The sequence below is a fragment of the Stenotrophomonas sp. Sm6012 genome, from assembly GCF_030985895.1.
Taxonomy (GTDB): Bacteria; Pseudomonadota; Gammaproteobacteria; order Xanthomonadales; family Xanthomonadaceae; genus Stenotrophomonas; species Stenotrophomonas forensis.
Genome location: NZ_JAPTFX010000137.1, coordinates 1 through 13,052 on the forward strand (window position 1 = coordinate 1; position 13,052 = coordinate 13,052).

The window sequence follows — 13,052 nt, forward strand, 5'->3', positions numbered from 1 at the left end:
GTTGCGGGGGCGTGAGCCGCATGGATGCGGCGACCGAGCTTACATGGACGTACTTGCAGCGACCCCCGCAACCGGACCCACCCCGCCATCCCACGGACTGCCCGCTTTTGACGTTGACGTTGACGTAGCCGTTGATTCTGCGGGTGCAGGGCGCAGCCCTGCCGATAACCCTCCCTCCTGCGACGGTTCGTCGCACGGGCATCCCTGGACCCGGCTCTACACTAGCGGGGTGACCCGCCTGTCCCGCCCGCAGCGCCTCCTGCTCCAGCTCGCCGTCCTGGCGACGCTGCTGATGGTGCTTGCGCCACTGGTCAGCCGCGCGCTGCAGGCACCGCCGATGGATCACGCGGCAATGGCGGGCATGGACCACGCCGCCATGGGCCATGACAGGCAGGACATGGCCATGCCCGGGCACGATCACCACAGCGCAGCGCCGGCAACGCCCAGCCGCCCGGCCGACCCCCACGCCATGCATGGCGAGGCCTGCGAATACTGCGTGCTGGCCATGCGCCTGCTGCCCTGGCTGGCGGTGCTGGTGCTGCTGTTGCCGCTGCTGTGGCGGCCGCGGCTGGTGTTCGCGTGGTCGCAACGCGTGCTGCCCGCCGCACGCTGGCCTGCGCATGCCGCGCGTGGCCCGCCGCGCCTCTCCATCGTCCGCTGATGTCCCTATCGAATCTGCCGCACGACGCCTGACCGGGCGCCGTGCGCGCGTGCGTACCCTGGAGCTGTTCCGATGAAAATGACTTCCCGCCCCGCGGGCGCCTGTGCGCGCCTGCCGGTTGCCCTTGGCCTGGCCGTGGCCGCATCACTGGCCAACGCCGCGCCCGCCGACGAGGCGCGCACCCTCGACACGATGGTGGTGACCGCCGCCGCACCGTCCTCGCCACTGCACTGGGTGACCGATCCGCGCCTGCCGCGGCAACCGGTACCGGCCAGCGACGGTGCCGATTACCTGAAGACCGTTCCCGGCTTCTCGGCCATCCGCAACGGTGGCACCAACGGCGATCCGGTGCTGCGCGGCATGTTCGGTTCGCGCCTGAACATTCTCAGCAACGACGGCAACCTGATCGGTGCCTGCCCGTCACGCATGGACAATCCGCTGTCCTACATCTCACCCGAAAGCTTCGACCGGCTGACCATCATCAAGGGGCCGCAGAGCGTGCGCTGGGGCGCCGGTGCCTCGGCTGGCACCGTGCGCTTCGAACGCGATACGCCGCGCTTCGAGGAACCGGGCCTGCGCGCCGGCGCCAGTGCACTGGTCGGTTCGCGCAACCGCAACGACCAGGTGCTGGACCTGACCCTGGGCAACCCGACCGGTTACGTGCGCGCCAGTGGCAACCGTTCCGAAGCCGATGATTACAAGGATGGCCACGGTGATGTGGTGCCGTCGAAGTGGCGCAAGTGGAACGGCGACGTGGCCATCGGCTGGACGCCGGATGCCGACACGCTGCTGGAGATCTCCGCTGGTGCCGGCGATGCGATCGCGCGCTACGCCGGGCGTGGCATGGACGGCGCTGCCTTCGAACGCACCAGCTACGCCGCGCGCTTCGAGAAACGCAACCTGCCCGGCGCGTGGGACACGGTGCAGGCCAACGTGTACTACAACGAGGCCGACCACGTGATGGACAACTACACGCTGCGCACGCCGAATCCGCACAGCATGATGCCGATGCCGATGGCCTCCAACGTGGACCGCCGTACCCAGGGCGGCCGGCTCAGTTCCGAATGGCGCTGGCAGGACATGCAGCTGGTGGCCGGTGTGGATGGCGAAGACAGCCGCCATCGCGGTCGCATGGGCATGGGCCGCGGCACCTATCGCCAGGCCGCCTGGGACACCGATGCCAACTTCCGTCGCTATGGCGCATTTACCGAGCTGACCCTGGGCGCCGGCACCGACCAGCGCTGGATCACTGGCCTGCGCATCGATCGCGCCAGCGTCCGCGACCAGCGGCAGTCGATCCGCGGGATGATGGGCAACATGCCCAATCCGACCGCGGGCCAGCGCCGCAAGGAATGGCTGGGCAGCGGCTTCCTGCGCTACGAACAGGACCTGGCCGATGGCCTGACCTGGTACGCCGGCCTCGGTCGCAGTGAGCGCATGCCCGACTACTGGGAGCTGTTCTCGCCCGACCATGGCCCGGCTGGCGCGCTGAACGCGTTTGCCGGCCTCCAGCCCGAGCGCACCACCCAGCTCGACGTCGGCCTGCAGTACAAGGGGCCGCGCGTGCAGGCGTGGGTCTCTGCCTATGCCGGGCAGATCCAGGACTACATCCTGTTCACCTACCACGGCAGCGGCATGATGGGCATGAGCCAGGCCAGCAACGTCGACGCACGTATTGCCGGCGCCGAGGCGGGGCTGGAAGTGAGCGTGGCCGAACAGTGGAAACTGGGTGGCACGCTGGCCTACGCCTGGGGCGAGAACCGCGACCAGCAACGTCCGCTGCCGCAGATGCCGCCTCTGGAAGCGCGCCTGAGTGCGAAGTGGGAAGGCCAGCGCTGGAGTGCCGGTGCGCTGCTGCGCGCGGTGACCCACCAGCACCGTGTCGCAGATGGCCAGGGCAATGTCGTCGCCCAGGACCTCGGACCAAGCGCCGGCTTCGCTACCTTCGCGCTCAATGCCGCCTACCGTTTCAGTTCGCAGCTGCAGCTCAGCGCGGGCGTCGACAATCTGTTCGACCGGGCCTACAGCGAGCACCTGAACCTGGCCGGCAGTGCCGACTTCGGCTTCCCGGCGGACCCGGTGCGCATCAACGAACCGGGCCGCAGCGTGTGGATGAAGGTGAATTACCGGTATTGATCCCTTCGTGGCGTCGGTAGCGCCGGGCAATCCCCGGCGCTGCAGGCGCGGCTGGATACACCCCGACACATGCCGACACTGCCCGCGGCAGCCTTGCACGGAACGGGTTCAAGGCGCTATCGCGGCCCTGGTTCCACGCCGGTAAACGCTTGGCACATACCGCTTTTGCAGGCGCTTGCCTACACTCGGCGGCCGTGGATCAATCAGGACCGTTCATGTTGGCTCGTATCGCTTCGACCCTGGCCCTTGGCCTCAGCCTGGCCGTGCTGGCCGGGTGCGCAGGCAAGCAGGAGGCCGCCGCGCGTCGGCAGGGCGAAGCGGTGCCGGTGACCGCGCAGGTGGTGCAGCCCACGCAGTGGAACGACACCCTGCAGGCACTGGGCACGGCCAAGGCGCGCGAGTCGATCAGCGTCACCGCCAAGGTCAGCGAGATTGTCGAGAAGGTGCACTTCGAAAGCGGCCAGCACATCGCCGCCGGTGCACCGATCGTGACCCTGCGTGGGCAGGCCCAGGAAGCGGCGCTGGTGCAGGCGCAGGCCACCTTCCACGAGGCCGACCAGCTGTACAAGCGCCAGCGCGAACTGGCCACGCAGCGCCTGGTGTCCAGCGCCACGCTGGATACGCAGAAGTCGATCCGCGATGCCGCCGAAGCGCGCGTGGCGCAGATGCAGTCGGACATCGGTGACCGTCGCGTGCGCGCGCCGTTCGCCGGCGTGCTCGGCATCCGCCAGGTCAGCCCGGGCACGCTGCTGACGCCGACCACGGTGATCGCCACGCTCGATGACATCGAACACATGCACATCGATTTCCAGGTGCCGGAAGTGGAACTGGCCGCACTGGGCGTGGGTGACAAGGTCAGCGCCACCAGCGTGGCCTGGCCGGGCCGTACCTTCGAGGGCGTGGTCAGCACCATCGATGCGCGCATCGACCCGGCCACCCGTGCGGTGACCGTGCGCGCCGACTTCGCAAACGGCGACCACGCGCTGCGCCCGGGCATGCTGCTGGATGTGCGCCTGTTCCACCCCGAGCGCGCAGCGCTGGTGGTGCCGGAAATCGCCGTGGTGCAGGTCGGCCGCGATACCTTCGTCTACCGCATCAAGGCCGACGACAGCGTCGAGCGGGTGGACGTGGTCACCGGCGCGCGCCGTGCCGGCGTGGTCGAGATCAAGCAGGGCCTGGAGGCCGGTCAGCGCATCGTGGTGGATGGCACCGGCAAGCTGCGCCCGGGCCTGAAGGTCGCCGCCAAGGACGCCGCACCGGCCAGTGGTGCCAAGCCGGCTGACGCGCCGGCGCCGGTCGCCGCCGAGGGCCACGGCGGATGAAGCTGTCCGACATCTCCATCCAGCGGCCGGTATTCGCCGTGGTGATGAGCCTGTTGCTGCTGGTGCTGGGCGTGATGTCCTTCACCCGCCTGACCCTGCGCGAGCTGCCAGCCATCGATCCGCCGATCGTCTCGGTGTCGGTGGACTACACCGGCGCTTCGGCGGCGGTCATCGAAAGCCGCATCACCCAGGTGTTGGAAGATGCGCTGGCCGGCATCGAAGGCATCGATACGATCAACGCGCGCAGCACCAACGGCCGCTCGCAGGTCAGCATCGAATTCACCTCCAACCGCGATATCGAAGCGGCGGCCAACGACGTGCGCGATGCAGTCAGCCGCGTCGCCGACCGCATGCCGGAGGAAGCGCGCCCGCCGGAGATCGCCAAGGTCGAGAGCGATGCCGACCCGATCATCTGGTTCAACATGGTCTCCTCGACCATGGACACGCTGGAACTGAGTGACTACGCCGACCGCTACGTGGTCGATCGCTTCTCCAGCCTGGATGGCGTGGCCCAGGTCCGCATCGGTGGCCGCCAGCGCTACGCGATGCGCATCTGGCTGGACCGTGACCAGCTGGCCGCGCGCGGCCTGACCACCGGCGACGTGGAAACTGCGCTGCGCAACGAGAACGTGGAACTGCCGGCCGGCCGCATCGAATCGACCGACCGTGATTTCACCCTGCGCGTGGAGCGCAACTACATCAAGCCGGAAGACTTCGCGACCATCCCGCTGGGCAAGGGCCGCGACGGCTACGTGGTGCGCATGGGCGACGTGGCGAAGATCGAGCTGGCCTCGGCCGAGCGCCGCGCCTACTACCGCAGCAACGGCGAGCCGGGCATCGGCCTGGGCATCGTCAAGACCTCCACCGCCAACTCGCTGGACGTGGCCCGCGTGGCGCGCGCGGAAGCCGAGCGGGTTGCGTTGACGCTGCCCAAGGGCACGCAGATCTTCGTCGCCTTCGACAACACCACCTTCATCGAGGCAGCAGTGGATCGCGTCTACGCCACGCTGGTCGAGGCGATGATCCTGGTGCTGGCGGTGATCTGGCTGTTCCTCGGCAGTTTCCGCGCCGCACTGATTCCTGCGGTGACGGTGCCGGTCTGCCTGGTGGCCGCCTTCATCGCGCTGTACGCGTTCGATTTTTCGATCAACCTGCTGACCCTGCTTGCGCTGGTGCTGTGCATCGGCCTGGTGGTGGACGATGCGATCGTGGTGGTGGAGAACGTGCAGCGCCGCATCGACCTGGGCGAACCGCCGCTGGTCGCCTCCAAGCGCGGTACCGCGCAGGTCGCGTTCGCGGTGATCGCCACCACCGCCGTGCTGGTGGCGGTGTTCCTGCCGGTGGGCTTCCTGGAAGGCAACACCGGGCGCCTGTTCCGTGAACTGGCGGTGGCGCTGGCGGCGGCGGTGGCGTTGTCCGCCTTCGTCGCGCTGACGTTGACGCCGATGATGGCCTCCAAGCTGCTCAAGCCGCACACCGGGCAGGCGCCGCGCGGCCTGCATGGCTTCGTCAACCGCAACCTGGAGCGCCTGGCCGGCGCCTATGGCCGCGTGCTGGACCACCATGTCGACCGCACCTGGATCTACCTGCTGGTGATGGTGGCCGCGCTGGCCGCCAGCTGGGGCCTGCTCAAGCTGCTGCCCTCGGAGCTGGCCCCGGCCGAAGACCGTGGCTCGTTCCAGATCATGATCGATGGCCCGGAAGGCGCCGGCTACGACTACACCGTGCAGCAGGTGCAGCAGGTGGAAGCGATGCTGGCCCCGCACGTGGGCGCGGACAAGCCGATCGTGCGCGCCAACCCGCGCGTGCCCGGTGGCTGGGGCGCCAGCGAGGAAATGCACACCGGCCGGGTCAGCATCTTCCTGCAGCCGTGGCGGCAGCGCAGTGAAGGCACGCCGGAGGTGGCCAACGAGCTGCAGAAAGAACTGGACACCATCCGCGGCGTGCGCGTGCGCACGCAGGTGGGCGGGGGCCTGGTGCGCAGTGGCGGGCAGCCGTTCCAGATCGTGCTGGGCGGGCCGGAATACGCCGAAATCGCCCAGTGGCGCGATCGCATCCTGCTGCGCATGGCCGACAATCCCGGCCTGGTCGGCCCGGACTCGGACTACAAGGAAACCCGGCCGCAGATGCGGGTGAACATCGACCGCCAGCGTGCGGCCGACCTCGGCGTGCCGGTCACCGCGATCGGTTCGGCGCTGGAAACCATGATGGGCTCGCGCCGCGTCACCACTTTCGTCGACAACGGCGAGGAGTACGACGTGCTGGTGCAGGCCGGCCGCGATGGACGCACCAGCCCGGCCGACCTGGCCGCCATCCGCGTGCGCGCCACCTCCGGCGAACTGGTGCCGTTGTCCAACCTGGTCACGCTGAGTGAAGTGGCCGAGGCCGGCACCCTGAACCGCTTCAACCGCCTGCGCTCGATCACCATCACCGCCGGCCTGGCGCCGGGCTACCCGCTGGGCGAGGCCATCGCCTGGGCACAGAACGTGGCCCGCGAGGAACTGCCGCAGTACGCGCAGGTGAACTGGAAGGGCGAGTCGCGCGAGTACCAGAGCGCCGGTGGCGCGGTGCTGCTGACCTTTGCCATGGCGCTGCTGGTGGTGTACCTGGTGCTGGCCGCGCAGTTCGAGAGCTTCATCCACCCGCTGACCATCATGCTGACGGTGCCGCTGGGCGTGCTCGGCGCGCTGGTCGGGTTGTGGGTGAGTGGGGGTACGGTGAACCTGTTCAGCCAGATCGGCATCGTCATGCTGGTCGGCCTGGCCGCGAAGAACGGCATCCTCATCGTCGAATTCGCCAACCAGCTGCGTGACGACGGAAGAACCGTGCGCGAGGCGATCATCGAATCGGCGATGGTGCGCCTGCGCCCGATCCTGATGACCTCGATCGCCACCGTGGTCGGCGCGGTCCCGCTGGTGGTGGCCGGTGGCCCGGGTTCGGCCAGCCGTGGCACGATCGGCATCGTGATCATCTTCGGCGTGACCCTCTCGACCTTCCTGTCGCTGTTCGTGGTGCCGGCGTTCTACGCGCGGTTGGCGCCCTATACGCGTTCGCCGGAAGCGGTGAAGCGCGAGCTGGAGAAGCAGGAAGCCGCGTCGCCGTCGGTGGGCGGCCATGCCTGACCTGGCGCAGCGCCTGTACGGCGACGGCTTCGTGCTGAGGCCGTGGTGCAGCGACGACCTGGACTCGTTGCTGCGCCACGCCAATGACGCCGAGGTCTCGCGTGGCCTGCGCGACCGCTTCCCGTTCCCGTACACCCGCGAGGATGGCGAGGCGTTCCTCGCCGGCCGCGTACTGGCGCCCGCAACGCTCAACCTGGCCATCGAGATCGACGGCCATGCCTGCGGCAGCATCGGCGCCCAGCAGGGCAGCGCCGAGCGCGCGCACACCGCTGAATTGGGCTACTGGCTGGGCCGGGCGCTGTGGGGGCAGGGCCTGATGACCCGCGTGGTCGGTCTGTTCGCCCCTTGGGTGATGGACGAACTGCGCCTGTTCAGGCTGCAGGCCACGGTGGTCGACTTCAACCTTGGCTCGGCCCGGGTGCTGGAGAAGAACGGCTTCCAGGAGGAGGGCGTGGAGCGCTGTGCGGTCTACAAGCGTGGCGTCCTGCACGACCTGCGCCGCTTTGCCCGGGTTCGCATGCAGCTGCCCTGAGCGGCGAATTCCTTCTGGCGCTACCGCAGCGGCCTTCGATCAGGGAGAATCGACCGGTCCCCTCCAGCCGACGGGACGTCCTTACAACCCGCCGACTGGAGAGAGCGCGCGTGGAAGCTACCGTACATTTCATCAACAGCATCATCTGGAGCAAGGCACTGATCTTCATGTGCCTGGCCGCCGGCCTGTTCTTCAGCCTGCGCACCCGCTTCATGCAGATCCGTGGTTTCCTCGAGATGTGCCGCCTCACCGTCAAGGGCGAGAAGTCCGACGCCGGCGTGTCCTCGTTCCAGGCGCTGGCCATGTCGATGGCCGGCCGCATGGGCATCGGCAATATTGCCGGCGTGGCCACCGCCATCGCCTTCGGCGGCCCCGGTGCCATCTTCTGGATGTGGGTGATGGGCTTCCTCGGCGCGTCCACCTCGTACGTGGAATGCACCCTGGCGCAGATCTACAAGACCAAGGATGCCGAAGGCCGCTACCGCGGTGGCCCGGCCTACTACATCGAAAAGGCCATGGGCCTGAAGTGGTACGCGCTGGCCTTCGCCATCGCCACGATCATCGCGGCCGGCTTCCTGATGCCGGGCGTGCAGGCCAACGCCATCGCCGACAGCATCATCAACGCCTGCCGCGGCACCGCGCTGTGCGGTCCGCTGGACGGCCAGACGCTGGGCATGGAATCGGTGCAGGCGCTGAAGCTGGGCATCGGCATCGTGGTGGGCCTGCTGCTGGGCGTGGTGATCTTCGGCGGCGTCAAGCGCATCGCCAACTTCGCCGAGGTGGTGGTGCCGTTCATGGCGGCGGCCTTCATCCTGACCGCCATCGTCATCATGGTCATCAACTACGACCGCGTGCCGGAGATGTTCGGCATCATCTTCAAGAGTGCCTTCGGCACCCACGCCGCATTCGGCGCGATGATGGGCCTGGCGGTGGAGTGGGGCATCAAGCGCGGCATCTATGCCAATGAAGCCGGGCAGGGTTCCGGCCCACACGCGGCAGCCGCTTCGGAGGTCTCGCACCCGGCCAAGCAGGGCTACGTGCAGGCCTTCGCCATCTACTTCGACACCATGATGGTGTGCACCGCCACCGCGTTCCTGATCCTGGCCAGCGGCACCTACAACGTGTACTCGCCGGCAGGTGCCAGCGCCCCGCCGATCTTCCAGGGCCTGGCCGGCATTCCGGAAGGCGCGGGCTATGCGCAGGCCGGCGTGGAAGCGGTGCTGCCGGGCTGGGGTTCGGCGTTCGTGTCGATCGCCATCTTCTTCTTCGCCTTCACCACCATCATGGCGTACTACTACATGGCCGAGACCAACCTCAGCTATGTGAACCACAACAAGAAGCGCCCGCTGACCGTGCTGGTGCTGCGCCTGGGCATCATCGGCATGGTGGTGTTCGGTGCGTTCCACAATGCGACCCTGGCCTGGGCGCTGGGTGACATCGGCGTTGGCCTGATGGCCTGGCTGAACATCATCGCCATCCTCATCATCCAGAAGCCGGCGATGCTGGCCCTGCGTGACTACGAACGACAGAAGAAGCTGGGCCTGGATCCGGTGTTCGACCCTGATGCCCTGGGCATCAAGAACGCCGATTTCTGGCGCCAGCGCAAGCAGGAGAGTGTGTAAGTGAACAACCCCTGGAACAACCGCCGCCCGTCCGCCCGTCCGCCGCGCGCAACACCGTTGCCGCGCCCGGAGGTACTGGCCACGGGTGGTGGTGGGCGCGGCGGCAGCGACGAGCTGCGCCTGTACGGCCTGAACGCCGTGCTGGCCGCGTTCGACGCGCGGCCGCAGGCGCTGCGCAAGCTGTACCTGCTGGAGGCGCGCATTCCGCGCCTGCAGCCACTGCTGAAGTGGTGCGTGGCCAACCGCGTGGGCTATCGCGTGGTCGAGGACGGCGATCTGAACAAGCTCGCCGGTACCACCCATCACGAAGGCGTGGTGGCCGATGTGCTGCGCGCACCAGCACTGCCGTTGGAACAGTGGCTGCAGCAGGTCGGTGACGGCCCGGCGCTGGCGCTGTGGCTGGACGGCGTGGGCAACCCGCACAACCTGGGCGCGATCCTGCGCTCGGCGGCGCACTTCGGTGCCAAGGCGCTGCTGCTGCCCGAAGGCAGCACGCTGGCGCTGTCCGGTGCCGCCGCACGCGTGGCGGAGGGCGGTGCCGAAGCGGTGCCGCTGGTGCAGCTGCCGGCCAACGCGCAGGCGATGGCGCAGCTGCGGGACGCCGGTTTCGGCCTGGCCGCTACCCTGGTCGAGGGCGGTGACGATGTGTTCCGTGCGTCGCTTCCGGCGCGGCTGGTGTATGTAATGGGCGCCGAAAGCGAAGGCATGGACCGCAGCCTGGCGGGCGAATGCGACCTGCAGGTCTCGATCCCCGGCAGTGGTGCGGTGGAGAGCCTCAACGTGGCCTCGGCTACCGCAGTGCTGCTGGCGCAGTGGGCGAGCCGTCGCGACGGCTGATACCGCCGCGACACCGTCCCATTGACGACCTGGACCCGGCCCCTGTGGCCGGGTTTTCTTTTGCGCCCTGCAGAAGCGGGCGTGCCCCGTTGCCTGCCAAGCCGATTACGTCACTACGCGTTGCATCAAGCACGCTTGATCGATGATCAGATGTTTTTAGTAATTGTCTCATTGTCGAGCCATGTCCCGCATCGCACGGTGGATCTCCATCCAACGTCGAACAGGAGTGGTTCCCATGCATCTAGTCAAACACCCCACGATGCGCGCATCCCTGCTGCTGGCCCTGTGTGCGCTCGCCGCACCGGCGGTGCACGCCGATGAGCGAAGCCTGGACGGCATCAACTTCACCGGACCGCTGATCACCCCGAATCCGGCCGGCCTGCCGCAGGGCAACTGGTACATCGAGCCCTATCTGGTGCGGGTCGACAGCCGCGACCACTATGACGACAACGGTGACCGTCGCCGCAGCGCCGAGCGCAGTGGCGCGTGGGCAACCGTGGTGCCGATCATCTATGGCTTCAGCGACCGGGTGATGGGCCAGGTCAACCTCAGTGCGACACGTTCGGAATCCGGCAGTGCTCGCAGCAGTGGTTTCCGCGCCGGAGACACCACCGCACGGCTGCAGTACCTGTTGCAGGCGCCGAACGCCGATGGCACCCGCCCCGCCATCTCGGTCGCGCTGGTACAGCGCTTCAGCACCGGCAGCCATGACCGCATCACCGGCAATCCGCTCGATGCGCAGGGCGACGGCGTGCAGCGCACCACCGCTGCCCTGGGCGTGCAGCAGGTGGTGTGGCTGGGCAACGACCGCCCGCTGCGGTGGCGGGCCCAGTTCAGCGCCGGCCCCGCTCCCTCGCGTACCGCCATTTCCGGCACCAGCGTCTACGGCACCGACGACAGCTTCCAGGGACACGTCGCGCGTGGCTCGGTGCTGGGGCTGTCGGTGGGCGCCGAGTACAGCTTCAATTCGCGTTGGGTGGGGGTGATGGAAATGTCCGCCAGCCGCGAGACCGGCCAGCGGCTGAGTGGTTTCGCACGCAACGGCGCCGGTGTGATCGAACGCATCGATCAACGCCGCCCCGCCAGCCGCAGCGTCAGCCTGGCGCCTGCCGTGGAGTATCACTTCAGTCCCTCGCTGGGATTGATTGCCGGTGTCGAGTTCACCGTGGCCGGGCGCAACACCGGCCGCATCGTCAGCCCCCAGGTTGCCCTCGGCATGTTCTTCTGAGGGGCCGCCGATGAACATCGAATCCATCGTCAATGCGATCCTGGGCGTGGTCTGGAGCCCTTATCTGGTGGTGCTGTGCCTGCTCACTGGCCTGTACTTCAGCGTGCGTACCCGTTTCATCCAGCTGCGCGCGCTGCCGGACATGCTGCGCCTGATGTTCCGCCATGAACGCTCCGAGTCCGGGGTGTCACCGTTCCAGGCACTGTCGATCTCGTTGTCCAGCCGGGTCGGTGTGGGCAACATCGCCGGCGTGGCCATGGCCATCGCCTTCGGTGGCCCCGGTGCGATCTTCTGGATGTGGGTCGTGGCCTTTCTCGGTGCCTCCAGCGCCTTCATCGAATCCACCCTGGCGCAGATCTACAAGGACCGTGATGCCAAGGGCCAGTATCGCGGCGGGCCGGCGTACTACATCGAGAAGGGCCTGGGCCAGCGCTGGTATGCAGTGCTGTTCGCGCTGGTGACCGTGCTCGCCGGCGCCATGCTGGCAGGGACCCAGTCCAATGCCATCACCAGTGCAGTGAACGAAGCCTGGGATGTGCCGGTGATGACCACCACCGTGGTGCTGCTGGTGGTGCTGGGCATCATCCTGATCGGTGGCGTGCGGCGTATTGCACGGGTAGCCGAATGGGTAGTGCCGCTGATGGCGGTGGCCTACCTGATGGTGGCCGCAGTGGTAATGGTGCTCAACGCGGAAAAAGTGCCCGGCGTGATCATGCTGGTGCTGAACAGCGCATTCGGCGTGGACGCGGCCTTCGGCGCGATGATCGGCACCGCCATCCAGTGGGGCGTTCGCCGCGGCGTGCTGTCCAACGAGGCCGGCATGGGCAGTGGAGCGCATGCGGCCGCTGCCGCCGAAGTCTCGCATCCGGTCAAGCAGGGACTGGTGCAGTCGTTCTCGGTCTACATCGACACCATGGTGGTGTGCAGCGCAACCGCATTCCTGATCCTGTCCACCGGCCTGTACAACATCTACGACCCGGCGGTGAACGGCGTTCCCGATGAGGCCCGCCTGCTGCTGGCCAATCTTCCGGGTGTCGAGGCCGGGCCGCGTTTCGTGCAGCACGCCGTGGAATCGGCGCTGCCGGGCTTCGGCCGTTCGTTCGTGGCGCTGGCGATCCTGCCATTCGCGTTCACCACCATCCTGGCGCTGTACTACATGGCCGAGACCAACGTCAGTTACCTGTGCCGGGATCGTCCTTCGCGGTGGGCGATGGGGGCATGCCAGCTGCTGTTCCTGGCGGTTGCCGGCTACTCGGCCGTGAACAGCGCAACGGTGGCATGGTCGCTGGGCGACATCGGGGTCGGCCTGATGAGCTGGCTCAACATCATCGCCATCCTGCTGCTGCAGAAGCCGGCGTTGGCGGCATTGCGCGACTACGAACAGCATCGCCATGCCGGTACGGATCCGCTGTTCAATCCACAGCGGTTGGGCGTACGCAACACCCGTGTGTGGGAGGGCTGACAGGATCGGGGTCAGATCCCTCGCCAGGGCGAGGGCGCTGACCCACGCCACGCCCAGTGGGTGCGCCATTGCCCGGTGGGTGCGAACCTCGGTTCGCACCGCTCTTCCCGCTGCGCGGGGGGGGGGGGGG

Annotated in this window: 9 protein-coding genes; all 9 read left to right on the forward strand. The window is 67.9% G+C overall.

Annotation, left to right across the window (positions count from 1 at the left end; translation table 11 throughout):
* The first annotated feature begins 229 nt into the window (after positions 1 to 229).
* The 9 genes from O0J73_RS18245 (at position 230) to O0J73_RS18285 (ending at position 12,922) form a co-directional block, all read left to right on the forward strand.
* Positions 230 to 661 (forward strand): DUF2946 family protein, encoded by a 432-nt coding sequence (locus O0J73_RS18245; RefSeq protein WP_308309312.1) that lies wholly within the window; start codon positions 230 to 232, stop codon positions 659 to 661.
* A gap of 72 nt (positions 662 to 733) precedes the next feature.
* Positions 734 to 2,797 carry a TonB-dependent copper receptor gene (locus O0J73_RS18250; RefSeq protein WP_308309313.1) on the forward strand — a complete coding sequence of 688 codons (2,064 nt, stop codon included), beginning with the start codon at positions 734 to 736 and terminating at the stop codon, positions 2,795 to 2,797.
* A gap of 215 nt (positions 2,798 to 3,012) precedes the next feature.
* The gene (locus O0J73_RS18255) at positions 3,013 to 4,119 is read left to right on the forward strand and encodes an efflux RND transporter periplasmic adaptor subunit (protein ID WP_008267359.1); all 1,107 of its coding nucleotides are present in this window, start codon (positions 3,013 to 3,015) and stop codon (positions 4,117 to 4,119) included.
* Positions 4,116 to 7,241 (forward strand): efflux RND transporter permease subunit, encoded by a 3,126-nt coding sequence (locus tag O0J73_RS18260; protein ID WP_004154366.1) that lies wholly within the window; start codon positions 4,116 to 4,118, stop codon positions 7,239 to 7,241. Before O0J73_RS18255 ends, O0J73_RS18260 begins: the two co-directional genes overlap by 4 nt.
* Entirely contained in the window at positions 7,234 to 7,773 is a 540-nt protein-coding gene (locus O0J73_RS18265) for a GNAT family N-acetyltransferase (RefSeq protein WP_004154368.1), read from the forward strand. The genes O0J73_RS18260 and O0J73_RS18265 overlap by 8 nt, the downstream gene beginning before the upstream one ends.
* Before the next feature lie 110 nt (positions 7,774 to 7,883).
* A complete protein-coding gene (locus tag O0J73_RS18270) occupies positions 7,884 to 9,395 on the forward strand; it encodes an alanine/glycine:cation symporter family protein (RefSeq protein ID WP_004154369.1) in 1,512 nt (503 codons plus the stop codon).
* The gene (locus O0J73_RS18275) at positions 9,396 to 10,232 is read left to right on the forward strand and encodes a TrmH family RNA methyltransferase (protein WP_308309314.1); all 837 of its coding nucleotides are present in this window, start codon (positions 9,396 to 9,398) and stop codon (positions 10,230 to 10,232) included.
* Positions 10,233 to 10,467: 235 nt separating this feature from the next.
* Entirely contained in the window at positions 10,468 to 11,460 is a 993-nt protein-coding gene (locus tag O0J73_RS18280; RefSeq protein WP_049457683.1) for a hypothetical protein, read from the forward strand.
* Positions 11,461 to 11,470: 10 nt separating this feature from the next.
* Complete coding sequence (locus tag O0J73_RS18285; protein ID WP_308309315.1) at positions 11,471 to 12,922, forward strand: alanine/glycine:cation symporter family protein; 1,452 nt, start codon at positions 11,471 to 11,473, stop codon at positions 12,920 to 12,922.
* Positions 12,923 to 13,052 lie beyond the last annotated feature (130 nt).

Coding starts and splice junctions, on each gene's coding strand:
- O0J73_RS18250 (WP_308309313.1), top strand. CDS start 734: ATGAAAATGACTTCCCGCCCCGCGGGCGCCTGTGCGCGCCTGCCGGTT.
- O0J73_RS18255 (WP_008267359.1), top strand. CDS start 3,013: ATGTTGGCTCGTATCGCTTCGACCCTGGCCCTTGGCCTCAGCCTGGCC.
- O0J73_RS18260 (WP_004154366.1), top strand. CDS start 4,116: ATGAAGCTGTCCGACATCTCCATCCAGCGGCCGGTATTCGCCGTGGTG.
- O0J73_RS18265 (WP_004154368.1), top strand. CDS start 7,234: ATGCCTGACCTGGCGCAGCGCCTGTACGGCGACGGCTTCGTGCTGAGG.
- O0J73_RS18280 (WP_049457683.1), top strand. CDS start 10,468: ATGCATCTAGTCAAACACCCCACGATGCGCGCATCCCTGCTGCTGGCC.
- O0J73_RS18285 (WP_308309315.1), top strand. CDS start 11,471: ATGAACATCGAATCCATCGTCAATGCGATCCTGGGCGTGGTCTGGAGC.